26 protein-coding genes are annotated in these 22,453 nt (G+C 65.0%); 15 read left to right on the top strand and 11 right to left on the bottom strand.

Features of this window, described 5'->3' with window-relative positions; translation table 11 throughout:
- Positions 1 to 12 precede the first annotated feature (12 nt).
- Genes IF803_RS33530 through IF803_RS33520 form a run of 3 tightly spaced genes read left to right on the top strand, consistent with a single transcriptional unit; the run spans position 13 to position 740 of the window.
- The gene (locus IF803_RS33530) at positions 13 to 171 is read left to right on the top strand and encodes a hypothetical protein (RefSeq protein WP_196238219.1); all 159 of its coding nucleotides are present in this window, start codon (positions 13 to 15) and stop codon (positions 169 to 171) included.
- Positions 172 to 393 carry a DUF6894 family protein gene (locus IF803_RS33525; protein WP_411781244.1) on the top strand — a complete coding sequence of 74 codons (222 nt, stop codon included), beginning with the start codon at positions 172 to 174 and terminating at the stop codon, positions 391 to 393. It begins immediately after the preceding gene.
- Between the two features lie 2 nt (positions 394 to 395).
- Entirely contained in the window at positions 396 to 740 is a 345-nt protein-coding gene (locus IF803_RS33520; protein WP_369525541.1) for a hypothetical protein, read from the top strand.
- 205 nt (positions 741 to 945) lie between these two features.
- Here the strand turns inward: IF803_RS33520 and IF803_RS33515 are convergent, their stop codons facing one another.
- Positions 946 to 1,923 carry a helix-turn-helix domain-containing protein gene (locus tag IF803_RS33515; RefSeq protein WP_461195052.1) on the bottom strand — a complete coding sequence of 326 codons (978 nt, stop codon included), beginning with the start codon at positions 1,921 to 1,923 and terminating at the stop codon, positions 946 to 948.
- A gap of 515 nt (positions 1,924 to 2,438) precedes the next feature.
- On the opposite strand from IF803_RS33515, the gene IF803_RS33510 reads away from it, so the two are divergent.
- Together IF803_RS33510 and IF803_RS33505 are read left to right on the top strand one after the other, a co-directional pair.
- Positions 2,439 to 2,618 carry a hypothetical protein gene (locus tag IF803_RS33510; protein WP_304497111.1) on the top strand — a complete coding sequence of 60 codons (180 nt, stop codon included), beginning with the start codon at positions 2,439 to 2,441 and terminating at the stop codon, positions 2,616 to 2,618.
- A 122-nt stretch (positions 2,619 to 2,740) separates the two neighbouring features.
- Positions 2,741 to 3,961 carry an OpgC domain-containing protein gene (locus tag IF803_RS33505; RefSeq protein ID WP_461195050.1) on the top strand — a complete coding sequence of 407 codons (1,221 nt, stop codon included), beginning with the start codon at positions 2,741 to 2,743 and terminating at the stop codon, positions 3,959 to 3,961.
- 118 nt (positions 3,962 to 4,079) lie between these two features.
- On the opposite strand, the gene IF803_RS33500 is transcribed toward IF803_RS33505, so the two are convergent.
- The 3 genes from IF803_RS33500 to mdcA are packed head-to-tail and all read right to left on the bottom strand — an operon-like array spanning position 4,080 to position 7,813.
- Positions 4,080 to 4,859, bottom strand: a complete 780-nt coding sequence (locus IF803_RS33500; RefSeq protein ID WP_038382286.1) for an alpha/beta fold hydrolase — start codon at positions 4,857 to 4,859, stop codon at positions 4,080 to 4,082.
- 35 nt (positions 4,860 to 4,894) lie between these two features.
- The gene (locus tag IF803_RS33495; RefSeq protein WP_461195049.1) at positions 4,895 to 6,145 is read right to left on the bottom strand and encodes a malonyl-CoA decarboxylase domain-containing protein; all 1,251 of its coding nucleotides are present in this window, start codon (positions 6,143 to 6,145) and stop codon (positions 4,895 to 4,897) included.
- Between the two features lie 12 nt (positions 6,146 to 6,157).
- A complete protein-coding gene (gene mdcA, locus IF803_RS33490; protein ID WP_461195048.1) occupies positions 6,158 to 7,813 on the bottom strand; it encodes a malonate decarboxylase subunit alpha in 1,656 nt (551 codons plus the stop codon).
- Between the two features lie 80 nt (positions 7,814 to 7,893).
- On the opposite strand from mdcA, the gene IF803_RS33485 reads away from it, so the two are divergent.
- The 9 genes from IF803_RS33485 to IF803_RS33445 all read left to right on the top strand — a co-directional run bounded on the left by IF803_RS33485 (position 7,894) and on the right by IF803_RS33445 (position 15,721).
- On the top strand, positions 7,894 to 8,754 hold the full coding sequence (locus IF803_RS33485) for a LysR substrate-binding domain-containing protein (protein WP_461195046.1): 861 nt from the start codon (positions 7,894 to 7,896) through the stop codon (positions 8,752 to 8,754).
- A 175-nt stretch (positions 8,755 to 8,929) separates the two neighbouring features.
- On the top strand, positions 8,930 to 9,205 hold the full coding sequence (gene sciP / locus IF803_RS33480) for a CtrA inhibitor SciP (protein ID WP_002714638.1): 276 nt from the start codon (positions 8,930 to 8,932) through the stop codon (positions 9,203 to 9,205).
- A gap of 174 nt (positions 9,206 to 9,379) precedes the next feature.
- Positions 9,380 to 11,008 (top strand): flagellar basal-body MS-ring/collar protein FliF, encoded by a 1,629-nt coding sequence (fliF, locus tag IF803_RS33475; RefSeq protein ID WP_461195044.1) that lies wholly within the window; start codon positions 9,380 to 9,382, stop codon positions 11,006 to 11,008.
- A 1-nt stretch (position 11,009) separates the two neighbouring features.
- Entirely contained in the window at positions 11,010 to 12,095 is a 1,086-nt protein-coding gene (fliG, locus tag IF803_RS33470) for a flagellar motor switch protein FliG (protein ID WP_018273552.1), read from the top strand.
- A complete protein-coding gene (locus IF803_RS33465) occupies positions 12,095 to 12,718 on the top strand; it encodes a FliH/SctL family protein (protein WP_018273553.1) in 624 nt (207 codons plus the stop codon). The genes fliG and IF803_RS33465 overlap by 1 nt, the downstream gene beginning before the upstream one ends.
- Before the next feature lie 20 nt (positions 12,719 to 12,738).
- Positions 12,739 to 13,089 carry a flagellar motor switch protein FliN gene (gene fliN, locus IF803_RS33460; RefSeq protein WP_461195042.1) on the top strand — a complete coding sequence of 117 codons (351 nt, stop codon included), beginning with the start codon at positions 12,739 to 12,741 and terminating at the stop codon, positions 13,087 to 13,089.
- 54 nt (positions 13,090 to 13,143) lie between these two features.
- Positions 13,144 to 14,529, top strand: a complete 1,386-nt coding sequence (gene flbD, locus IF803_RS33455; protein WP_028343478.1) for a sigma-54-dependent transcriptional regulator FlbD — start codon at positions 13,144 to 13,146, stop codon at positions 14,527 to 14,529.
- Between the two features lie 400 nt (positions 14,530 to 14,929).
- A complete protein-coding gene (locus IF803_RS33450; RefSeq protein WP_028343479.1) occupies positions 14,930 to 15,367 on the top strand; it encodes a hypothetical protein in 438 nt (145 codons plus the stop codon).
- Between the two features lie 177 nt (positions 15,368 to 15,544).
- Positions 15,545 to 15,721, top strand: coding sequence for a hypothetical protein (locus tag IF803_RS33445; protein ID WP_461195041.1), 177 nt, complete (start codon positions 15,545 to 15,547; stop codon positions 15,719 to 15,721).
- Positions 15,722 to 16,298: 577 nt separating this feature from the next.
- Here the strand turns inward: IF803_RS33445 and IF803_RS33440 are convergent.
- Complete coding sequence (locus tag IF803_RS33440; RefSeq protein WP_304497121.1) at positions 16,299 to 16,454, bottom strand: hypothetical protein; 156 nt, start codon at positions 16,452 to 16,454, stop codon at positions 16,299 to 16,301.
- Between the two features lie 244 nt (positions 16,455 to 16,698).
- On the opposite strand from IF803_RS33440, the gene IF803_RS33435 reads away from it, so the two are divergent.
- Positions 16,699 to 17,001 (top strand): hypothetical protein, encoded by a 303-nt coding sequence (locus IF803_RS33435; RefSeq protein ID WP_461195061.1) that lies wholly within the window; start codon positions 16,699 to 16,701, stop codon positions 16,999 to 17,001.
- A gap of 26 nt (positions 17,002 to 17,027) precedes the next feature.
- Here the strand turns inward: IF803_RS33435 and IF803_RS33430 are convergent, their stop codons facing one another.
- From IF803_RS33430 to IF803_RS33405, 6 genes are read right to left on the bottom strand one after another with little or no spacing between them, the layout of a single operon-like run.
- A complete protein-coding gene (locus IF803_RS33430) occupies positions 17,028 to 17,618 on the bottom strand; it encodes a flavin reductase family protein (protein WP_016844336.1) in 591 nt (196 codons plus the stop codon).
- 7 nt (positions 17,619 to 17,625) lie between these two features.
- Positions 17,626 to 18,465, bottom strand: coding sequence for an ATP-binding cassette domain-containing protein (locus tag IF803_RS33425; RefSeq protein WP_461195060.1), 840 nt, complete (start codon positions 18,463 to 18,465; stop codon positions 17,626 to 17,628).
- Between the two features lie 8 nt (positions 18,466 to 18,473).
- On the bottom strand, positions 18,474 to 19,280 hold the full coding sequence (ssuC, locus tag IF803_RS33420; RefSeq protein ID WP_461195040.1) for an aliphatic sulfonate ABC transporter permease SsuC: 807 nt from the start codon (positions 19,278 to 19,280) through the stop codon (positions 18,474 to 18,476).
- Positions 19,277 to 20,458: an FMNH2-dependent alkanesulfonate monooxygenase gene (ssuD, locus tag IF803_RS33415; RefSeq protein WP_461195039.1), complete on the bottom strand. Its 1,182-nt coding sequence runs from the start codon at positions 20,456 to 20,458 to the stop codon at positions 19,277 to 19,279. Before ssuD ends, ssuC begins: the two co-directional genes overlap by 4 nt.
- Positions 20,440 to 21,393, bottom strand: coding sequence for a sulfonate ABC transporter substrate-binding protein (locus IF803_RS33410; RefSeq protein WP_461195038.1), 954 nt, complete (start codon positions 21,391 to 21,393; stop codon positions 20,440 to 20,442). Before IF803_RS33410 ends, ssuD begins: the two co-directional genes overlap by 19 nt.
- 40 nt (positions 21,394 to 21,433) lie before the next feature.
- Positions 21,434 to 22,384 (bottom strand): sulfonate ABC transporter substrate-binding protein, encoded by a 951-nt coding sequence (locus IF803_RS33405; RefSeq protein WP_038382278.1) that lies wholly within the window; start codon positions 22,382 to 22,384, stop codon positions 21,434 to 21,436.
- Positions 22,385 to 22,453: the final 69 nt, after the last annotated feature.

Genomic DNA, 22,453 nt, shown 5'->3' with positions numbered 1-22,453 from the left:
CAAAGGTGAGCCATGACAAGCATTGCAGACAGGATCGGCGGACGGGTCAAGCAGCTCATCGCCGAGATCATCAACGATGGCAGGCTTGCCGAGGAAGGCGCGCAGCAGATCAAGAAGGCCGAGAACGCGCCGCCGGCGAAGCCGTTCGGAAATTTGGACAAGCTGACCTAGATGCCCAGATACTTCTTCCATCTCGCGGGCGACATCCCCGCACATGACGTCCTCGGTCACGACTGTGCCGACGACAAGGACGCCAGGGATCACGGCAGCTTCATCGCGCACCGGATCGGGACTGAAAAGCCGGAGATGGTTCGCGACGGCAACTTCATTTCGGTTCGCGATGAGGGCGACAGCGAACTCTTCCGCATCCCCCTGGCTTCGACGAACGTCTGACGGTGAACGGTCGTTCTCAGCTCGGCCCGCCGCATGGCGCTCTCAAGGACGCGGCCAGGACAGACACGCCGCGCCGTTCAATAGGAACAAACGCCGCCGAGCGTGGTTCGGACCTGCACCAGGGTTTGAAAACACCATTTGCACAAATGAAACGCCGCAATCGCTTCAAGCAAACCACGACGCTCGCATACCGCCTCATTCAGCTGGAAGAGGCGGCCCGCATGAGGGCCTCGCACCTGCCTCCCGGCACCGAGCGGGAACGACTTCTCAAGAAGGCCCGCGAGGCCGAGCGCGCCGTCCAGATCGAAGAATGGCTCGCCACTCCGGGAGCGGAGCCGCCGCCGTAGCGCTTCGATTCACATAAGTTGGTTCGATTCACATAAGCTAATGCGCGCATTGCCCCGAGAGGCGCTCGAGGCTCGAGCCTGCCCACCGCCGGTTTGACCTAACCAGACTTGTAGCCGGCGCCAACCCACCTCGCCCTCCGCTCCGGAGCGGTCACCCCCAAGGCAGCATCTCGCGCCCATCCTGATCAGCGCGGTGCGGCGCGGCTCAGTGAGAGCCCTTTCGTGCGAGCCGGACACCGCGTGGCGAATCGCCGAAACGGGTTCGGAACAGACGGTTGAAATACGAAACATCCGAGAAGCCGACCTCGAGCGCGATATCGGAAATTCGCCGACGGCCGGCATCGGACTCGGTGAGCAATTTGAGCGCGCGCTGGAGCCGCAATTCATTCATGCGCTCGGTGAATGATGGTCCCGATGACGCCATCAGGCGCTGCAGATAGCGCGACGAGATGCCCTGGCGACGTGCAACCGCCTGAACGCTGAGCCCGGGCTCCTGAAAGTGACTGGCAATGTAGTCGAGCACTGCACTGTGCCGCGCCGCGACGACGGCGCTCGCGCTGCTCTCGCCCAGTGCAGGACACTCGCCGATTGCAAGCGCGACGAGATCGTGGATATGGGTCACGACCGTATCGCGAAGCTTCGGTGCGCTCAGCGCTCGCGTTCTAAGCACCGATTTCAGATATGAGGTGAACAATCGGAATGCTTCTGTCCGGTGCGAAATCGGCCGCATGGCCAGGCCTTCGACGTCGGTCACGCGCTGCGCAAGCGCCTCGCGCGGCACGGCCAGACCGAATTGCGACCCGTCGATATAGGTGACGCTGACGGGCTCGGAGTGCAGAATTGCGATCGCATCGCCGGCGCGAAGGTCAGCTTCCCGGCCACGCTGCGATAGCTGACTTTTGCCCGGAGAGCAGAAAATCACGCCGATGGAGTCATCGCCATCGGCAAGGTTCGCTTGCAAACGCTTGAAACGCATCGACGTGCCTTTCAGCGCCAGCATGCGCAAACCCTGGACCGCCCGCAGCGACGCATCGGCCTGGAAGGCAATGTCCGATAGCGGCTCGATATCGGCGTGCACAATGCAGCGGCCAAAGTGCTCGCGCCATAGCGGGATACGAATGCGTTCCGGAAGGTCGCGCGTCGAAAATCGATACGATGCGAAATTGGCTGCGTCCGTCGGCATGGGGACCTCCAGCCTTCACAAAACACACCAGAATGAAATGCTGCGGCACACCACAGTCGGTATCTGCATTTTGCGATTCACGCACCGGCCTTCGTATGACCGGTGCGCATCAGTCCAAGAAGCCACGCTATCGGTCTGCTAGTCTCGTTCGCCTGTGATTGATAGTGATGTGAACTGGTTCACTTGGTGATTAGAATATTACGTGTATAATGCTTATGAAAATCGCGGCGAAATTTCCCCTTTAAGAAGACGCGGTCGCGATCGCTCTATTTATAATTGCTGCCATCGGATTCATTTCAAAAATTCCGGGCAGCGTGCAAGCGCAAATCAGTGTCATGCCCCTGTACGCGGTTTTCTGGCTAAGACGCCACGCGCAGGCCATTCAGTAGAACGACTGACATCGATTTTGGTTGCGTCGGACTGCCTGCGGCACTGTCGGTTATCGCCGCCGGTTGAAATGGTCGAAATCTGTCACGTGGGAAAGTCAACCTAAGTGATCAAGAAGGCGTTCGATCATGTCCACCATATTCGACATGCTTTATCATGAGTACTGTCGTGCCCGCCTCGCCGAAATGCGAAAGCAGCATTTGTTGCCGGCCATCGGCGAAACCGTGCAGGCTCCGTCGGAGGAAAGCGATCCTCCCGGCCCCCGTGATTGCGGTTGGCCGGCGGAAGCGCCGCCAACCCTCGGGTAGCTGGAGCGCACCATCATACAGGTTGGCCGGAGGCTAGTCCGGCACGCGCACGCCTCGGAGCATCCGAGCCTCTCATCGACCCATGTCCGATGAGGCCGCGCGCACGCCGGACAGATCGACAGATGCACGATCGGACCCACAACTCGAAGCGATTGCTCGGCGAGATTCCGCCGGAGTTCAGATCGACCGGCCGCGACCCGCGCATCGATGTCTGTCGCGGGATCGCGTTATGGTGGATCTTTCTCGATCACATTCCAGACAACGTCGGAAGCTGGCTGACCCTGCGCAACTACGGCTTCTGTGATGCCGCCGAAATATTCATGTTCATCTCGGGCGTCACCTGCGCTCTGGCCTACGGCAGGGCGCGTCAGCGCGACGGCTGGCGCGGCATGATCGGCCGTTCGCTGCGGCGGGGATGGGATATCTATGCCGCCTTTCTGCTGCTGACGCTCGCCTGCGCGATCCTCGTCTACCTCGCGGGCAGCGATCGTCTCGCCGACGACAGCAATACGCGGGTTCTGTTCGAACGTCCGGGCGCAGCGCTTGCGCACGCCGCAGTCCTGCAATTCCACCCCGTCAATACCGACGTGCTGCCGGTCTTTGTGATCTGTCACGTGTTGTTCGCACCGCTGCTGTGGCTGCTGCTGCGAGCGCCGAACCTGGCGCTTGGCCTTTCGCTGTTGCTTTATGCGCTGGTGCACGTCTTCGGCTGGAGCATTCCCGCCTGGCCCGACGGCGTCTGGTTCTTCAACCCGCTGGCCTGGCAGCTTCCGGTCGTGCTGGGCGCATGGTACATCATCGAGGGAAGGACCATCCAGGGATGGGTGACGTCGCGCCCCGCGCTTGTTCTGTCCGCGCTCTATCTTGTGTTCGGCCTGGTCGTTGCGCTCGGCCACGGCATCAAGCCGCCGCTGCTGCCGCAGGCACTGACCGACCTGCTGTTTCCAATGGACAAGTCGAATCTGAGTCCGTTGCGGCTGCTGCATTTTCTAGCGCTTGCAATCCTGGCGTCATGGCTCGTTCCCGCGGGCTGGCGAGGGCTGTCGACGCCTATGCTGCGCAGCGCGAGGCGTTGTGGCGAGAATTCGCTGCCGATCTATTGTCTCGGCGTCTTGCTGGCGCTCGCCAGCCAATGCGACCTGTTCGACATCTCGAACCGGCTCTCGATGCAGATCGGGCTCAGTCTTGCCGGTGTCGTTGCGATGGCCGCGGTCGCGACGCTGCTGAACATGCTCGGCGCCAAGCGCGCCCGGTCGCTGGATGTCGACACCGCCGGACATGATCTTGTGCCGCGCGCCGGCGATCGCGGCATTTTCGACGGTCATGGCGCGCATATCCTCTAAAGCGCGCCGACCGGTCTGGCGCTAAGCGGTCCCAGGAAGCGTCACTACGTCCCCACGCGATTTCGTCATCGTGCGCGGGAGAGGCAGATGCTCTCCCACGCACGGTCAACGCCGAGACTCAGCTCGACTGCCGCGCGGCGTCGAGGATCAGCCGCGCGATCGCGTCCGGCTGCGAGATCAGCGCGAGATGGCTGGCCTTCACCTCGATCGTGGTGGCGCCCATCCGCTTGGCCATGAAGCGCTCGAGATCCGGATTGATGGTCCGGTCCTCGGTCGAGACGGCGTAGTAGCTCGGTTTGCTGCGCCAGGCCGCATGGCTGGTCTTGCCGGCCAGCAGTTGCTTGTGGAACGGCTGCTGCACGGCATAGAGCACCTTCGCCTTCGCCTCCGGCAAGTCGCCGGCGAAATCGCGCAGGAACGCTTGTTCGCTGAGCCGGCCCTCGTCGCCGTCGAACACGATGCCGGCGCTCGCGGGCGGCGTCGGATAGGTTTTTGCCAGCGCGGTGTAGTCCTCGTCCGCATCGGGTGCACGCGCCGCGACATAGACCAGCGCCGAGACATTCGGATGCACGCCGGCCTCGGTGACGATCATGCCGGAGAAGGAATGGCCGACCAGCACGGTCGGACCATCCTGGCGATCGAGCACCCGCTGCGCGGAGGCAACCGCTTCGGGCAGCGTGGTCAGCGGATTTTGCACCGACGTCACATTGAGCCCGGCGGCCTGCAGGCGCGGGATGACCTCGGACCAGCAGGAGCCGTCGGCGAACAGGCCGTGCACCAGCACGACGTTGCGCGCCTTGACCGGCGGTGTGGTGGCGGCCATGCCGCGCGTGGACACCAGTGAAGCCGCAGCTCCAGCGAGCAAGGCGGTCGAGAAGGCGCGTCTGTTCATCATCATGTTACTGCTCCGTTGTTTGAATGGTGAGTTGAAAATCAGAGAAGCGCGTCCACCTGCGGTGAACGGACAATCTCTCCTACGCGCGCAAAGGCCTCGTGGTTACGCTCGATGCTGTCGTGATCGTAAAGATAGTTGACCATGATGCCGAAGGATTCCGCCATCGCGCGATCGGCCGTGTTGCCGAGCCAATTGATCCGCTCCAATCGGGCACCGTTGCCGAGATGGAAGCGCGCCACCGGATCGATGCGATTCCCGGACGCCGGCGAGCGCGTGAGATATTGCGCGCACAGCCTCATCAGGACCGGACGCCAGGTCTCGCAGGTCGCCGCGTCGTGCCACCAGCCTTCGCGGTCCAGCACCGCGACGTCATTGCCGCCGGATTTCGGCTGCTGGCCGAGCCAGCGCCGGAAGCCCGGTATCGGCGACAGCGTGGAGAAGCGCTTCAGCTGCGGAAATTCCGTTTGCAGCTCCTCGACCACCTGCTTGATCAGGAAATTGCCGAACGACACGCCGCGCAATCCGTCCTGGCAGTTGGAGATCGAATAGAAGATCGCGGTGTCGGCATGCGCGGCCCTGAGGCCTGCGCTGTCTTGATCCGTGTCCAGCACCAGCAGCGGCGGCACGGCGGTGGCCAATCCCTGTACCAGCGCGACCTCGACGAAGATCAGCGGCTCGCCGGGCAGCGCGGGATGGAAGAAGGCAAAGCAGCGGCGGTCGGGCGCAAGGCGGCGGCGCAGATCGTCCCAGCCCTCGATCTCGTGCACCGCCTCATAGGCGATCAGCTTCTCGAGCACGGCGGCCGGCGACTGCCAGTCGATGCGGCGAAGCTCGAGGAAGCCGCGGTTGAACCATGAGACGAACAGATGCTTGAGGTCGGCATCGAGCAGCTTCAGCTCCGGTTCGGAGCCAAGACGGCCGGCGATCTCGCTGCGCATCGCGATCAGGCTCGCCGTGCCGCCGGGCGCCATGTTCATCCGCCGCAACACCTCCTGCCGCGGCGGATCGGCGGCGTCGGCCAAAGCGGCTGCGGCTGCCGCGGTGCTGTCGGCAAGATAACGCTTCGCCGCATCCTGCGGCGCCGCCGCGTCGGGCTGAAACGCGCTCGCCAGATAGCGTTGAAAGCCGTGCCGGCCGTCGGCATCGAGCGCGCGCATGGTCTGCTGCAATCGGCGCGCGATCAGAGCGCCCGACGCTTCGCCGCGCTCGGACAACAATGCCGCGGCTAGCTGCCTCGCTTGATCGAGCGAGGCCGGTGGGTGGCTCGGGATGTGCTCGGCGTGGGTCATGGGAGCCTCCTGCTAGCGGCGGAATTTGGCGGGCGGCGCGTAGAGGCTGCCCGATGCGGCGACGAGGTCGTCGATCGATTTCGCGGCGAGCCAGTCGCGCGTCGCCGTCGCGACGTCGAGGCCGAGATCGGACGGCAGCATCACGATGCCGCGGCGGCGCAGGCCGTCGGTCGTCCCGGCGTCCTGCCGCCGGCCGAACTCGGTGTCGCCGGCGACCGCGCGCAGGGCGGCCTCGCGCTCCTGCGGCGAGCGGCAACGCAACAGGTTGCAGACGCCGCGCTCGGTGATCACGTGGCTGACGTCGTCGCCATAGATCATGACGGGCGGCAGCGCGAAGCCGGCCGAGGCCGCGAGGTCGAACGCGTCAAGGCGCTCGACGAAGCTCGGCGCGCCGTTCGGCTGACGGGTCTGGACCATCTGCACCACCAGCTTGCGGCCGCGCAGGCGCTCGCCTGCTTCCTCGCCGGCGCGCAGCCAGGCAACGCTGTCGTGGCGCCGGCCGCGCGGATCGGCGCCCATGTTCGGCGCGCCGCCGAAGCCGGTGATGCGGTCCTTGGTGGCGGTCGAGCTGTTGCCCTCCGGATCGATCTGCAAGGTGCCGCCGACGAACAGATCGCAGGCATATTGTCCGGCGACCTGCGCCAGCGCGCGGTTGGAGCGCAGATTGCCGTCGGCGCCGACCGGAAACACATCGGGACGGCTGGCGACATAGCGCTCCATGCCGAGCTCCGAGCCGAAGCAATAGACGTTGTTGACGAAGCCGGCTTCGATGGCGGGGATCAGCGTCGGATGCGGGTTGAGCACGAAATTCCGCGCGACCTTGCCCTTCAGCCCGCGCTTGGCGGCAAAGGTCGGCAGGATCAGCTCGATCGCCGCGGTGGCATAGCCGATGCCGTGATTGAGCCGTGTCACCTGATAAGGTTCATACACCGCTGCGATCGCCATCATCGCCATCAGGACGTTCTCGTCCCTGACCTTGGCGGGATCGCGCGTGAACAGCGGATCGATCGCATACGGCTTCGGACCGGGCACCACGACATCGACCCAGTCGCCGGGGATGTCGACGCGCGGCAGGCGATCGACGATTTCGTTGACCTGCGCCACGACGACGCCACCGCGGAACGCCGCGGCCTCGGCGATGGTCGGCGTGTCCTCGGTGTTCGGACCGGTGTACAGATTGCCGTCGCGATCGGCCTTGTCGGCAACGATGAGCGCAACCTGCGGCGTCAGGTCCACCAGCATCCGCGCGTAAAGCTCGAGATAGGTATGGATCGCGCCGATCCGCAGCGCCTTGGCGGCGACGAGCTCGGCGAGGCGGCGGCTCTGCGGGCCGGCAAAGGCGAAGTCCAGGCGGTTGGCGATGCCGCGTTCGAACACCGCGAGATGATCGGGAAGCGCGAGCACCGACTGCACCATGTGCAGATCATGCACCCGCGCCGGGTTCACCCCGGCGAGGCACGCGGCCAGGAAGTCCGCCTGCTTCTGGTTGTCGCCCTCGAGCGCCACCCGGTCGCCGGATGCGATGACCGCCTCCAGCAGCTCGATGGCGCGGTCGGGCGGGCAGACCTTTCCACTCGCGCCGCAGACAGCTCGCGCACGCGCCAGGCGCGCCGTGCGATCGGTTCGTTGTGTCGTCTCCGACATGATGGCCTCTCCTTGCTTGATCATCTGAAGCGAAGGTAGGCGGCCGGCATTGATAACAAAAACGATATTCTATAATATGATTGATTATGAATATGGATTAATCGATGCTCGACCTCGAACTTTTGCGGGCCTTCGTCGCGGTCGCCGATTGCGGCGGCTTCCACCGCGCCGCCGAGCAATTGCATCTGACCCAGTCGACCATCAGCCAGCAGATCAAGCGGCTCGAGCTCGAGACCCGGCGGCCGCTGTTCCGGCGCACGACGCGCAGTGTCGCATTGACCGATGAAGGCGAGATGCTGCTCGGGGATGCGCGGCGTTTGCTGCAGCTCGAGGAGGCGGCGCGGCAGCGGCTGGTGGCGCCGCGGCTGTCCGGCTCGGTCCGTCTCGGCGTGGTCGAGGAAGTCGCCGGCGGCTCATTGCCGTCGGCGCTGGGCCGCTTCGCCGCGCTGCATCGCGGGGTCAAGCTCGAGGTGCAGATCGGCGTCAGCGCCGAATTGATCGAGCAGCTCAATGCGGGCCGGCTCGATCTGGTGTTTGCCAAGCGGCCGCTCGGAACGTCGAAGGGCCGCCTGGTGTGGCGCGAGCCGCTGGTGTGGACTGCGGCGGACACGTTCGATCTCGTTCCCGGCGCGCCGCTGCCGCTGGCGCTGTACCGCGAACGCTCGGTGTCGCGCGACGCCGCGCTCTCCGCGCTGCGCGACGGCGAGCTCGGCTGGGAGATCGTCTATACCAGCCCGAGCCTGACCGGCGTCCGCGCCGCCGCCGTCGCCGGACTTGCCGTCACCCCGCTGCCGCTCAGCGCGGTCACCCCGGGCCTGCGCATTCTCGGAATGGGCGACGGCCTGCCGCCGCTTCCCGATCTGGAATTCGCCATCTACGAGAAAAGACGGCCGGACAAGGCCGCGGAGGCACTCGCCGATGCCTTGCTGACGCTGGCGCGCGGTCCCCTGCGCCCCACGATCTGAGCGCGCCGAACCCCAAATTGCGCCGCGCGCCGGTCTGCCTGCCGGCGGGCAGCCCCCGCTGTTCCCGGCCGTTCCAACGAGATTCGTATTGAACGCTTGGGCTTAGGCAAATTTTAAACCGGGAGGCGTAGCTTACCCCTTGCGAGTTCAGTGGTTGAGAGTTTGTGAGTACGCCATGACAGAACCCCATCGCCCGAGGGTGAAATACGTCATCGGGCCTGACGGCAGCCCGTTAACGATTGCGGATTTGCCGGCCCCCGGTACCAAACGGTGGGTCATCCGCCGCAAGGCCGAAGTCGTCGCTGCGGTCCGCGGCGGCCTGCTCTCCCTCGAGGAGGCCTGCAGCCGCTACACATTGACCGTCGATGAATTCCTTTCCTGGCAGTTCTCGATCGACCAGCACGGTCTGGCCGGGCTGCGCACCACCCGCATCCAGCAATATCGGCAGTAATTCGGCGCCGATCCTGTGGCATTTGACGAAAACCGGCCTCGCCTTGCGAAGCCGGTTTTTTTCATGTCCGCGATTTTGCCGCGGTTCTTAACCTTCGTTAACCATATGGAAACCATACCCTAGGCAATATTTGCCCAGTCGGACCCGCGCGGGCCGAATCCCTGGGGGCCGTTGGTGCAAAGTCTGGTTGCTTTCCTGAGAGGTCTTGGTGCGGCCCGCCTCGCGGCCATGGTTGCGGTCACCGCGGCCCTGATCGGCTTCTTCGCCTTCGTCATCATGCGCGTCACCACGCCACAGATGACCACCCTCTTCACCGACCTGTCGACCGAGGATTCCTCTGGAATCATCAAGGAGCTGGAGCGCCAGGCGATCCCGTTCGAGCTGCGCAATGACGGCGCTGCGATCATGGTGCCGAAGGACAAGGTGACGCGGCTCAGGATGAAGCTCGCCGAGGGCGGCATGCCCAAGGGCGGCGGCGTCGGCTACGAGATCTTCGACAAGTCGGATGCCTTGGGCACCACGAGCTTCGTCCAGAACATCAACCATCTGCGGGCGCTGGAGGGCGAACTCGCCCGCACCATCCGTGCCATCGACCGCGTCCAGGCCGCGCGCGTCCACCTCGTGCTGCCGGAGAAGCCGCTGTTCTCGCGCGAGACGCCGGAGCCATCCGCCTCGATCGTGCTCAGGGTGCGCGGCGCGCTGGAGCCGCAGCAGATCCGGGCGATCCGCCACGTCGTCGCCTCCGCGGTCAACGGGCTGAAGCCGCAGCGGGTCTCGATCGTTGACGAGGCCGGCCAGCTGCTGGCCGACGGTGCCCAGTCCGATGCCGACGCCGCGGTCGGCGACGAGCGCCGCGCCGCCTTCGAGAAGCGGATGCGCAAGCAGGTCGAGGACATCGTCTCCTCGGTGGTCGGCGCCGGCCGCGCCCGCGTCCAGCTCTCCGCCGACTTCGACTACAACAAGATCACCCAGACCTCGGACAAGTTCGACCCCGAGGGTCGCGTGCTGCGCTCGACCCAGACCCGCGAGGAATCGAGCCTCACCGCCGACAATTCCGGCCAGGTCACCGTCGCCAACGAGCTGCCGGGCAGCCAGAACCAGGACAATGCCGCCCGCGCCCGCGACCAGAGCAAGAAGAGCGAAGAAACCAACAATTACGAGATTTCCCGCACCACCAAGACCGAGGTGACCGAGGCCGGCCGCGTCAACCGCATCTCGGTCGCGGTGCTGGTCGACGGCAGCTACTCCAAGAACGAAAAGGGCGAGCTGGTCTATCAGGACCGCACCAAGGAGCAGCTCGACCGCATCGCCGCTTTGGTCCGCTCCGCGATCGGCTTCGACCAGAAGCGCGGCGACCAGGTCGAGGTCGTCAACCTGCGCTTCGCCGAGCCGCCCGCCGCGCAGCCGATCGCCGAGCCGACCGGCCTGCTCGGCATGCTGCAATTCACCAAGGATGACGTGATGTACGTCATCGAGCTCGGCGTCATGATGATGCTCGGCCTGGTCGTGCTGTTCATGGTGGTCCGTCCGCTGGTCAAGCGCATCGTCGCGGCCGACGTCATTCCGGCGCTGACCGGCGCGGGCATGCCCGCGCTGGCGGAAGCCCATGCCGAGAGCGCCGCAACGCCCGGTCAGGCGCTGATCCCGAGCGGCGGCGGCGCGGCGCAATTGATCGACGTCGCCCAGATCCAGGGCCAGGTCCACGCCCAGGCCGTGCACCGGGTCGGCGAGCTCGCCGAACGCAATCCGAACGAAACCGTCTCCATCGTCCGTCAATGGCTGAGCGAGCCGGTAGAGAACTGACATGGCCGCCGTACCCCAGACCACCAACGCCAACGACATCGCCACCGTCCTCTCGACGCTGGCGAACCGGCAAAGCGCCCGGCCCAAGGGCAAGCCGCTGCCCGGCCCGAAGCGGGCGGCGATCCTGATGCTCGCGCTCGGCGAGCAGTATGGCGGCAAGATCTGGTCGATGCTCGACGACGAGGAAGTCCGCGAGCTGTCGGTCCACATGTCGACCCTCGGCACCGTCGAGGCCGACGTGGTCGAGGACCTGATGCTGGAATTCGTCTCGCGGATGTCGGCCTCCGGCGCGCTGATGGGCAATTTCGACGCCACCGAACGGCTGTTGCAGCAATATCTGCCGGCCGAGCGCGTCTCCGGCATCATGGACGAGATCCGCGGTCCGGCCGGCCGCAACATGTGGGAGAAGCTCTCCAACGTGCAGGAAGAGGTGCTCGCCAACTACCTCAAGAACGAATACCCGCAGACCATCGCCGTGGTGCTGTCGAAGCTGAAGCCGGAGCACGCCGCGCGCGTGCTCGCGATCCTGCCCGAGGACATCGCGCTCGACGTGGTCGGCCGCATGCTGCGGATGGAGGCGGTGCAGAAGGAAGTCATCGAGCGCGTCGAGCAGACGCTGCGCACCGAATTCATGTCGAACCTGTCGCAGACCCGCCGCCGCGACGCCCATGAGGTGATGGCCGAGATCTTCAACAATTTCGACCGCCAGACCGAGACCCGCTTCATCACCTCGCTGGAAGAGGAAAACCGCGAATCCGCCGAGCGCATCAAGGCGCTGATGTTCACCTTCGACGATTTGATCAAGCTTGATACCGCCTCGGCCCAGACGCTGATGCGCAACATCGACAAGGACAAGCTCGGCGTCGCGCTGAAGAGCGCCAACGAGGAGGTGCGCAGCTTCTTCCTCGGCAACATGTCCTCGCGTGCCGGCAAGATGCTGATGGACGACATGGCCGCGATGGGCCCGGTGCGGCTGCGCGATGTCGACGAGGCGCAAGCGCTTCTGGTCAACCTCGCCAAGGACCTCGCCGCTCGCGGCGAGATCACGCTGACCAAGAACCGCGCCGACGACGAGCTGGTGTATTGATGGCCGCGCCCGCAAAATTCCTGTTCGACACGGATTTCTCGGCGCCGGACCGCGCGCGCGAACGCGCGCCGACGCCGGCCGAGGTCGCGCAGAAGGTCGCCGACGCCGAGGCACGGGCCTATCGCGCCGGCTACGAGGCCGCGCTGCGCGAGGCCAAGGTCGAGAGCGACCGCCGCGCCGCGCAGGCGCTGGAGGAGATCGGCACCGCGATCAAGGGTATCGCGGCGCGCTTCGCCGGCATCGAGACGCGGATGGAGACCGAGGCGGTGGACGTCGCGGTGGCGGTCGCCCGCAAGCTTTGTTCCGAGCTGATCGCGCGCGAGCCGCTCGGCGAGATCACCGCGCTGGTCTCCGACTGCTTCTCGCATCTGGTGGCGACGCCGCATCTCGTGGTCCGCATCAATGACGCGCTCTACGAGGCGGCGCATGACAATATCGAGCGGATGGCGGCGCATTCCGGCTTTCAGGGCCGGCTGGTGATCCTGGCCGAGCCGACGATTGCGACCGGCGACTGCCGGATCGAATGGGCCGATGGCGGCGTCGTGCTGGAACGCGCCGCGATCGAAGGCAAGATCAACGAACTCGTCGGGCGCTATCTGGCGTCCCGCGGCCAGGCCGGCTGAAGGCGATTGAGGGCTGAACCATGAGCGACACCGACACCCAAGTCCCGCTTCCCGATCTCAACTCCGCCGAGGCGCCCACCATCGACGACATCGGCTACAACGAGGATGAGCATGCCGCGCGCATCGCGGCCGATCTCGAGGCTGTGTTCGACGTGCCGGTGCAGGTCTCGGCGGTGCTCGGCCGCTCCAAGATGGACGTTGGCGACCTCTTGAAACTCGGACCGGGCACCGTGCTCGAACTCGACCGCCGCGTCGGCGAGGCGATCGACATCTACGTCAACAACCGCCTGGTGGCGCGTGGCGAAGTGGTGCTGGTGGAAGACAAGCTCGGCGTGACCATGACCGAAATCATCAAGGCAGAACGCTCTTAATAACTCAGGCGGTAGCGCGCGGGACCTGCGCGACCAGACGAACAGGAGATCATCATGCGGCTTCTCATCGTTGGCACCCTGAAGGGCCAGCTCACGACCGCGACCAAGATCGCGATGGACAACGGCGCCTCCGTGACCCACGCCGAGGCCGCCGAACAGGCGATGAACGTGCTGCGCGGCGGCAAGGGCGCCGACCTCCTGCTGGTCGATGTCGGTCTCGACATCCGCGACCTCGTGATGCGACTCGACGCCGAGCACATCCACGTGCCGATCGTCGCCTGCGGCATCTCCAACGACGCCCGCGCCGCGGTCGCCGCGATCCATGCCGGCGCCAAGGAATACATCCCGCTGCCGCCGGACCCCGAGCTGATCGCAGCGGTGCTGGCCGCGGTCGCCAACGACGCGCGCGATTTGATCTACCGCGACGAGGCGATGGGCCGGGTGATCAAGCTGGCGCAGCAGATCGCAGGCTCGGACGCCTCCGTCATGATCACCGGCGAGTCCGGCACCGGCAAGGAAGTGCTGGCGCGCTACGTCCATTCCCGCTCGGCCCGCGCCAAGCGGCCGTTCATCTCGATCAACTGCGCCGCGATCCCCGAGCACCTCCTGGAATCCGAGCTGTTCGGCCATGAGAAGGGCGCCTTCACCGGCGCGGTGGCGCGCCGCATCGGCAAGTTCGAGGAAGCGACCGGCGGCACGCTGCTGCTCGACGAAATCTCCGAGATGGACGTTCGGCTGCAATCCAAGCTGCTGCGCGCGATCCAGGAGCGCGTGATCGACCGCGTCGGCGGCACCAGGCCGGTCCCGGTCGACATCCGCATCATCGCGACCTCGAACCGCAACCTGTCGGAGGCGGTGCGCGAAGGCACCTTCCGCGAAGACCTGCTGTTCCGCCTCAACGTCGTCAACCTGAAGATTCCGCCGCTGCGCGACCGCCCGGCCGACATCCTCGAGCTGGCGCAGCATTTCGCCAGGAAATATGCCGAGGCCAACGGCATGCCGGTCCGTCCGATCTCGACTGATGCCCGCCGCGTCCTGACCGCGAACCGCTGGCAGGGCAACGTCCGCGAGCTCGAGAACACCATCCATCGCTCGGTCCTGATGGCGCAGGGCGACGAGATTGGTGCGGACGCGATCCTGACCCCCGACGGCGACCGGCTCGACCTCGCCAAGACCGCACCTGCGGTTGCGCACGCGACGCTTGCCGCCGAGCAGGTCACCCGCGCGCTGGTCGGCCGCACCGTCGCCGATGTCGAGCGCGACCTGATCCTGGAAACGCTGAAGCACTGCCTCGGCAACCGCACCCATGCCGCCAACATCCTCGGCATCTCGATCCGCACGCTGCGCAACAAGCTGAACGAATATGCCGACGGCGGCATTCCGATCACCCCGGCCGGCAATGGCGCGCCCGACTATCAACGGATGGCGAACGCCGGCTGAGGACCGCGAGCGGCAGGGTGCTCCTGCCGCGACTAAAGGCAATTGCGCCTGCGAGTGCTCACCATTGAGCCCGGCAGGCATATCGGCATGCACAGCCACAAGGACCGACCATCGGTTGTTTATTTCCCCTGCAGGGCGCGGACACAGTTACCCGCGATGATGGCAGTTCGCAGACCTTCCACCCGGGGGACACGACCGGTGAGCCCGGGACCACGTTGCATTGGCATAAGAATGATGGAAAGGACGACATCGTCCTTGTCACCGCCGACATCGTCAAGGCGGAGCCATCCAAATAGGGCGCCGCAAACAGTTAGAAGCTTCCGTTCTTGATCGCGATGCTCCGTGCTTGCGCAGCTGACCGAGTTTTGCTGCGTATTCTCAATTTCGGCGAGGTCCCCTTATGGAAGATGGCAAGCGGCGTCTGCTTTGGCGCGGGATGTTCCTTTTTCTGCTTGGCTTGCTGACCGGCTTCGTTGAAGCGAGCTTTCAAAACCAACGCATGGGACTTGCGGCACATCTTGAAAGTGTCATGAACGGCACGTTTGTTATTGCGCTGGGCGCCATATGGTCCGAAGTGAAATTGCAGACGCGCCAGAAAGCGATAACTTATTGGACAGTGCTGTACGGCACGTATGGCAATCGGGCCTTCACGACCCTGGCGGCGATCTTTGGGACGGCCGCGCTCTCGCCGATTACCGCTGCCGGTCACAGCGGTCGGCCATGGCGAGAAGCGCTTGTGACGCTTGGGTTCATCTCTGTCGGGCTGACCATTGTATTGGCTTCAGTCACGGTGCTGTGGGGACTGCGAAGGTCTGCGGTAAGTGAGGCCGGCCTATAGTCGACGGTCGAGGACGGCTTAGTCCGGTTTTGGCCCGAATCCGACGAACTCGAAGACTTATCTCAGGGTCGTCTGACAGGGATAAACCGGACCTCGACCGCGCCGGCCGCCAATTCCGTGTCTGCCCCTCCGAAAAAGGGGTAAAGTGCCCCAGGGTCACATCCGAGGAGCAACAACATGACCCTACAAATCGCCGAGGTAATTCCCACCAGGTTCGACCGGCGTGTCTTCGCGATCATGGGCAACACGATGCCACCCCGAGATCCTGATGACGACGAAGAGGACGAAGAGCAAGACGACGAAGAGAACCGAACCGACGAACCGCCGGTCGTGCGCGAGCCGGACGAAGACTGAGCAGGATGCTTATGATTGTCGTAGCCTGAGCTTCGGAGAACGTGATCCCCAGCCTACGTGCAGCGCGCTGGCGCGTCCGGCGGCTTTCAAGGTCGTTCTAATTTCGAGAGCAGCGGGCAGACGTTGAACGGACCACGGTTCCCGGCGGAGCAACCTGTTGGCGTTCACTGGTGCAGGAGGAGAGCATGACCCTCATATGGCTTGGTGTGCTCCTTGTTTTCGGCGGCGTGCTCCAGATGGCGTATCAGCCAATCTGGCGAGGCCGATTCAGCGGTGGAAGGTGGCTTCGCTCGGGGCGTGACACGCTGGAACCTGAAAGACCGGGTAGCGGTTTCGGCATCAAATCGAATTGGCCTGGACTTGTGATGGTCGCGCTTGGCGGCGCTTTCTTGCTAGCAGGAGCTGCCGTCTGAGTTGGACGAATGTCTCAGGCGATGCCCGTTATCTAGCCCGGCCATGTGCTAGAGCCATGTCTGCGACCTCCGGCGACGTCCGCTATTCCGCTGCTATGGGCGGGCAAGCGGACATCAGTCGTCCCCTTACCCTACCGATTTATGAGTACATGGCCTGTCGCGCCTCACGAATAGCTTGGGGCGTCGGGCTTGCGGAAGATCCGGATCGGATCGCCGGGCGTGACGTCGCGACCGGTGAACGTCACATAGGCATAGAGCGCGAGATAGGCGACGGCGATCGCACCGACGAGATAGAACAACCAGGTTCCCACGCGCTTCATCGAACGGTCACCTCTCCGAAACATCCGCGCCATTTAATGCGCCGATTGGGAAAGCGCCACGGCCAACATGCCGCGCCGGCTTCGGCGCCGTTCATCCCTTGAATCTTGCGGCAGGTTGCCTTATTCAATCTCTTATTGCGTTTTCATTTTTAGACAACTGGAGAGTGATATGGCTCTTTATGCGCAGACCAGCGGCACCCTGTCCACGACTTCCGCGACTTTAACGCCGATGCAAGGCCTCAGCCTGACGATTCCGGAGGGCGTCGGCACCACCGCGATCATCACCCTTAACGTTCCGAATCCCTACGCCACGGGCAACGATATTCCGGGCGGCGTGTTCGGCGTCACCGTCAATGGCACGGTCTCGCCGGTCGTCGCAAGCTTCACCTATAACGAGACCCCGTCGAGCTTTGGCCGTATCCCGACCACGCTCGTCGTTGGCATTCCGCTCACCAATGCAGCTCAGACCGTCCAGGCTGTATGGGCTGGCGTCCGCGGCAGCAATGTGATCATCGACAGCCCGGCATCGCTGAGCGCAGTTTTCTAAAGTCCGATCCGGATAAGCACGGCGCGCTAGCGCGGCCCTCGCACGTGAACATGACGCGACGGCAGGCTGACCTCAGCCAGCCGTGCGGCGTCTTCCTCATGGTCGATCGCGACATACTCGCCGTGCCAGTACGCCAGCGCGGCAGTACGCTCCGACGCAATCACGTCGAGCACGCGGCCGATGACGATCACGTGCGAATGCCGTTCGATGGTCTCCTCGACCTCGCAATCAACCGCGGCAAGCGCGCCGACCAGCAGCGGGACGCCTGACGCGCGCGTCGTCCACTCGGCCCCGGTGAAGCGGTCGGCGCCCTTCAGGCCGCCCTTGCCGGTGAAGCGCTCGGCGATGTCGCGTTGATCCGCGGCCAGGATGTTGACGCCGAACACGCCATGGCGCGCGATCAGCGGCCATGACGAGGCCGCGCGGTTGATGCTGACGATCAAGGACGGCGGCTCGACCGAGAGCGACGACACCGAGGTTACCGTCATTCCCGAAATATCCTTAGCCCGACCGGCCGTGATCACGCTGACGCCGCCGGTGAGGTGACGCATCGCGCCGCGGAATTCGGCGGCCGCAACCGCGGGCTCGATCGAAACATTGCGGACGACGGAATTCATGGCGACCTCACAGACTGTCTTCGCTGCCTTCGAGCAGATGCTTCAGGATCTCGCCCTCCAGCGCGGCGAGCTCGGCCGACCCGCGCCGGCGCGGCCGCGGCAGGTCGATCGTGACATCCTCGGCGATGCGGCCGTCCTCGATGACCAGCACGCGGTCGGCGAGCGCGACCGCCTCGGCGACGTCATGCGTCACCAGGATCGCGGTGAAGCCCTGGTCGCGCCAGACCCGCTCCAGCAATTGCTGCATCGATATCCGGGTCAGCGCGTCGAGTGCGCCGAGCGGTTCGTCGAATGCCAGCGCGCGCGGCTGGCTGACCAGCGCCCGCGCCAGCGCCACGCGCTGCTTCTGCCCACCCGACAGCACCGACGGCCACTGGGTGCGCTTGTCGCCGAGCCCGACCTCGACCAGCGCGCGTTCGGCGCGCGCCTGCGCATCAGCAGACGAGCGCTCGCGCCCCAGCCCGACCTCGACATTGGACAGCACCCGCGCCCAGGGCAGCAGCCGCGGTTCCTGGAACATGACGCGGACGTCCTGCGCCCGCGGCTGTTCGCCGAACGCGATGCTTCCCGCCGTCGGCGCGTCGAGGCCGGCGACCAGGCGCAGCAGCGTGCTCTTGCCGCAGCCGCTGCGGCCGACGATCGCGACGAACTGGCCGGCCGGGATGTGCAAGTCGATGCCGCGCAGCACCTCATTGTCGCCGAACGCCTTGCGCAGGCCGCGGATGGTCAGCGACAGGCCGCGGGCCGCGCCTTCGGGCACGCGCCGCAACTGCCGCGCCTTCACGACGATCTCGGTGCGGTCGACCGGCTCGGCTTCAGCGGTTTCGAAACGAAGCGCTTCTTGCATTCTCATTCTCACTTCTTCTGGAAGGCGGGATGCCACGACAGGGTCAGCCGCTCCAGCGCCCGCGAGGCGCTGTCGGCGAGCTTGCCGAGCAAGGCGTAGATCAGGATCGAGAGCACGACGACGTCGATCAGCATGAACTCGCGCGCCTGCATCGCCATGTAGCCGAGGCCCGACGAGGCCGCGATGGTCTCGGCGACGATCAAGGTCAGCCACATGATGCCGAGCGCAAAGCGCAGCCCGACGAAGATCGAGGGCAGCGCGCCGGGGAAGATCACCCGGCGGAACAATTCGCCGTCGGTCATGCCGTAGATGCGGCCCATCTCGATCAGCTGCGGGTCGACGGTGCGGATGCCGTGCAGCGTGTTGAGATAGATCGGGAAGAACACGCCGAGCGCCACCAAAAACAGCTTTGCCGACTCGTCGATGCCGAACCACAGGATGACGAGCGGGATCAGCGCCAAATGCGGAATGTTGCGCACCATCTGCAACGTGGTGTCGGTGAGCTTTGCCGACAGCTGCGACAGCCCGTTGGCGAGGCCGAACGCAAAGCCGATGCCGCCGCCGATCAAGAAGCCGATCGAGGCGCGCCAGAAGCTGACCCAGATGTTGCGGACCAATTCGCCGGACAGCAGCAGCTTCCATCCCGCCAGCGCGACGTCGGTCGGCGCCGGCAACACCCGCGAGGGCACGTAGCCCGTGACGCAGGCAAGCTGCCACACCAGCACGATTCCCAGCGGCACGATCCACGGAATCAGGCCGTCGACTTTGGGGAGTTTGGGCGCGCCGACGCGCGGGAGACTGTCGATAAGACTCATGATTGCGATGCCTGCTTCTGCGGACGGTAGTCGTTGCCGATGGTCTCACCGAACGGCCCGGTGTTGACGCGGATCGGCGTCACGTTGCCGCCCTGTGCCAGCGACAACAGCGGGAACACCAATTCGGCGAAGCGATAGGCTTCCTCGAGGTGCGGGTAGCCCGACATGATGAAGGTATCGACGCCGATATCCTGATACTCCTTGATCCGCGCGGCGACGGTCTCGGGATCGCCGACCAGCGCGGTGCCGGCCCCGCCGCGCACCAGGCCGACGCCGGCCCACAGGTTCGGGCTGATCTCGAGCTTGTCGCGGCGGCCGCCATGCAGTTGCGCCATGCGCTGCTGGCCGACCGAATCCATCCGCGCAAAGATCTTTTGCGCGGCGGCCACCGTGTCGTCGGTGACGTATTGGATCAGCTCGTCGGCGGCCTTCCAAGCTTCCGCATTGGTCTCGCGCACGATCACATGCAGGCGGATGCCGAACGAGAGCTTGCGGCCGCGCTGCGCCGCCACCGCCTTCACCTTGGCGATCTTCTCGGCGACCTGCGCCGGCGGCTCGCCCCAGGTCAGATATTTGTCGACGGTGTCGACCGCGACGTCGATGCCGGCATCCGAGGAGCCGCCGAAATACAGCGGCGGTCGCGGCGACTGCACCGGATTGAACAGCAGGCGGCCGTCCTCGATCCGGATGTGCTCGCCTTCGACATTCACGGTCTTGCCCGCCAGCAGATCGCTGTAGACGTTGAGGAACTCGCGGGTCACGGCGTAGCGCTCGTCATGATCGAGGAAAATGCCGTCGCCCTTGTTCTCGATCGGATCGCCGCCGGTGACGACGTTGATCAAAAGGCGACCGTTCGACAGCCGGTCCAGCGTCGCGGTCATCCGTGCGGCGACGCTCGGCGACTGCAGGCCGGGCCTGACCGCCACGAGATAGCGCAGGCGTTCGGTCCAGGGCGCGACGGCCGAGGCCACCACCCAGGAATCCTCGCAGCTCCGCCCGGTCGGCAGCAGCACGCCGTAATAGCCGAGCTGGTCCGCCGCCTGCGCGATCTGGCGCAGATAATTGAAGTTCACCTCGCGGCCGCCGATCGACGTGCCGAGATAGCGGCTGTCGCCGTGGGTCGGCAGGAACCAGAGGATGTTGGCGTTGGTTGGGGTGCTCACGTGCCCGGTCTCCATGCGACATCGGAAATCTTGATTTGTTTCGGGATCAGGCCGAGCGCGAAGAACGTGTCGGCGACCTGCTGCTGATCCGCGACCACCGCGTCAGTGACCGGCTTGATGCCGTAGGCCTGCCGCTTCAACGCGACCTCGACCACCGGCACCGACAGGCCGATGCTCGGCGCCAGCTGCTCGGCAACGGCGTGGATGTCGCCCTTGGCCCAGTCGTCGACCTCGCTCAGCTGCGCCAGCACGAGCTCGACGATTTTCGGATCGGCCTGCAGGAATTTCTTCGAGGCGAAGTAGAACTGATAGTTCGCGACGATGCCGGTGCCGTCGGCGACGGTGCGGGCGCCGGTCGCAGCCTCGGCCGCGGCCTGGAACGGATCCCAGATCACCCAGGCATCGACCGCGCCGCGCTCGAACGCCGCGCGGGCATCGGCCGGTGCCAGGAACACCGGCTCGATCTCGGAATATTTGACGCCGGCCTTCTCCAGCGCCTTCACCAGGAGATAGTGGACGTTGGAGCCCTTGTTCAGCGCGACCTTCTTGCCCTTCAGGTCGGCGACCGACTTGATGGCACTGTCCTTCGGCACCAGGATCGCCTCGCCCTTCGGCGCCGGCGGCTCGTAGGCGACATACTGGATCGGCGCGCCGGCGGCCTGCGCGAAGATCGGCGGCGCCTCGCCGGTGTTGCCGAAATCGATCGCGCCGACATTGAGCGCCTCGAGCAGCGGCGGCCCGGACGGAAACTCGGTCCACACCACCTTGGTGCCGACCGCCTTCAGCTTTTCCTCGAGCGAGCCCTTGCTCTTGAGCAGCACCAGCTTGCCGTATTTCTGGTAACCGATACGGACGACCTTCTCCTCGCCGTAGGAGGCGCTGACGGTTGCGGCGACGATGCTGACCGACAGCACCGCGCGGGCGACCCAGCGTCGAAATAAACGCGTCATGGGACTATCCTCTGCATTGAAATGACCAAACGTGCGCCGATCAGGTCTGGGGATTGCGCCAGACGATGTCGCGGATCGCGATCTGCTTCGGGATCAGGCCGAGCTTGAAGAAGCGGTCGGCGACGCCCTGCTGGGTCGCGATGATGTCGTCGGTCACGGGTCCGACCGAGAAGCCCGCCCGCTTCGCCGCGATGGTCTGGATATCGAGCGGCACGCCGGTGACCGCGGCCAGCGATTTGGCGACCTCATCGGGATGCGCCTGCGCCCATGCCGCGCTCGACGTCGTGACATCGACGATCTGCTGCAGGATCGCGCCGCGATTGCGGGCGAAGTCGCGGTTGGCGATGTAGAACGAGTTGGTCTTGGTGATGTCGCGCGTCTTGACCAGAATGCGGCCGTTCTGCTTGGTCTCGGCGATCGCGAAATACGGATCCCAGATCGCCCAGGCATCGATGCCACCATTGGCGAAAGCGGGGCCGGCGTCCGGCGGCGTCAGATAGACCGGCGTGATGTCGTCATAGGTGAGCCCGGCCTTCTCCAGCGTCTGGATCACGACGTTATGGGCGCTCGATCCCTTGGTGAAGCCGACGCGCTTGCCTTTGAGATCGGCGATTGACGTGATCGCCGAATTCTGCGGCACCAGGATGCCGGAGCCGTTGATGATGGGCTGAGCCGCGGCGTAGACGATGGCGGCGCCCGCGGCCTGCGCGAAGATCGGCGGGGAATCGCCGACCGCGCCGTAGTCGACGCTGCCGACATTCATCGCTTCCATCATCGGCGGGCCCGAGGAGAACTCGACCCATTTCACGCTGATGCCCTGCGGCTTGAAATGATTTTCCAAGGCCTCGCGCTGCCGCGTGATAACGAGCACGCCGTTCTTCTGATAGCCGATACGAATTTCCTTCGCGTCCGCCTGCGCCTGCGCACCGCGTGACAGCGCTGCGGCGGCGGCTGTGACGAGCGACAGCTGGAGGAACTCACGACGCTTCATTCCAAAATTCTCCTGACGATCAAGCGCGCTATCGCGCTGCACGATCATGCGATGTCAGGATGATGGGGC

Source organism: Bradyrhizobium sp. UFLA06-06, assembly GCF_054820065.1.
Note: the sequence above shows the minus strand (reverse complement) of the source record. Positions and strands in the feature narration are given on the sequence as shown.

Bases quoted from the DNA above. Each gene is read 5' to 3' on its own strand.
- IF803_RS33530 (WP_196238219.1), top strand. From the start codon at position 13: ATGACAAGCATTGCAGACAGGATCGGCGGACGGGTCAAGCAGCTCATC.
- IF803_RS33525 (WP_411781244.1), top strand. From the start codon at position 172: ATGCCCAGATACTTCTTCCATCTCGCGGGCGACATCCCCGCACATGAC.
- IF803_RS33515 (WP_461195052.1), bottom strand. From the start codon at position 1,923: ATGCCGACGGACGCAGCCAATTTCGCATCGTATCGATTTTCGACGCGC.
- IF803_RS33510 (WP_304497111.1), top strand. From the start codon at position 2,439: ATGTCCACCATATTCGACATGCTTTATCATGAGTACTGTCGTGCCCGC.
- IF803_RS33505 (WP_461195050.1), top strand. From the start codon at position 2,741: ATGCACGATCGGACCCACAACTCGAAGCGATTGCTCGGCGAGATTCCG.
- IF803_RS33500 (WP_038382286.1), bottom strand. From the start codon at position 4,859: ATGATGATGAACAGACGCGCCTTCTCGACCGCCTTGCTCGCTGGAGCT.
- IF803_RS33495 (WP_461195049.1), bottom strand. From the start codon at position 6,145: ATGACCCACGCCGAGCACATCCCGAGCCACCCACCGGCCTCGCTCGAT.
- mdcA (WP_461195048.1), bottom strand. From the start codon at position 7,813: ATGATCAAGCAAGGAGAGGCCATCATGTCGGAGACGACACAACGAACC.
- IF803_RS33485 (WP_461195046.1), top strand. From the start codon at position 7,894: ATGCTCGACCTCGAACTTTTGCGGGCCTTCGTCGCGGTCGCCGATTGC.
- sciP (WP_002714638.1), top strand. From the start codon at position 8,930: ATGACAGAACCCCATCGCCCGAGGGTGAAATACGTCATCGGGCCTGAC.
- fliG (WP_018273552.1), top strand. From the start codon at position 11,010: ATGGCCGCCGTACCCCAGACCACCAACGCCAACGACATCGCCACCGTC.
- IF803_RS33465 (WP_018273553.1), top strand. From the start codon at position 12,095: ATGGCCGCGCCCGCAAAATTCCTGTTCGACACGGATTTCTCGGCGCCG.
- fliN (WP_461195042.1), top strand. From the start codon at position 12,739: ATGAGCGACACCGACACCCAAGTCCCGCTTCCCGATCTCAACTCCGCC.
- flbD (WP_028343478.1), top strand. From the start codon at position 13,144: ATGCGGCTTCTCATCGTTGGCACCCTGAAGGGCCAGCTCACGACCGCG.
- IF803_RS33450 (WP_028343479.1), top strand. From the start codon at position 14,930: ATGGAAGATGGCAAGCGGCGTCTGCTTTGGCGCGGGATGTTCCTTTTT.
- IF803_RS33445 (WP_461195041.1), top strand. From the start codon at position 15,545: ATGACCCTACAAATCGCCGAGGTAATTCCCACCAGGTTCGACCGGCGT.
- IF803_RS33440 (WP_304497121.1), bottom strand. From the start codon at position 16,454: ATGAAGCGCGTGGGAACCTGGTTGTTCTATCTCGTCGGTGCGATCGCC.
- IF803_RS33430 (WP_016844336.1), bottom strand. From the start codon at position 17,618: ATGAATTCCGTCGTCCGCAATGTTTCGATCGAGCCCGCGGTTGCGGCC.
- IF803_RS33425 (WP_461195060.1), bottom strand. From the start codon at position 18,465: ATGCAAGAAGCGCTTCGTTTCGAAACCGCTGAAGCCGAGCCGGTCGAC.
- ssuC (WP_461195040.1), bottom strand. From the start codon at position 19,280: ATGAGTCTTATCGACAGTCTCCCGCGCGTCGGCGCGCCCAAACTCCCC.
- ssuD (WP_461195039.1), bottom strand. From the start codon at position 20,458: ATGGAGACCGGGCACGTGAGCACCCCAACCAACGCCAACATCCTCTGG.
- IF803_RS33410 (WP_461195038.1), bottom strand. From the start codon at position 21,393: ATGACGCGTTTATTTCGACGCTGGGTCGCCCGCGCGGTGCTGTCGGTC.
- IF803_RS33405 (WP_038382278.1), bottom strand. From the start codon at position 22,384: ATGAAGCGTCGTGAGTTCCTCCAGCTGTCGCTCGTCACAGCCGCCGCC.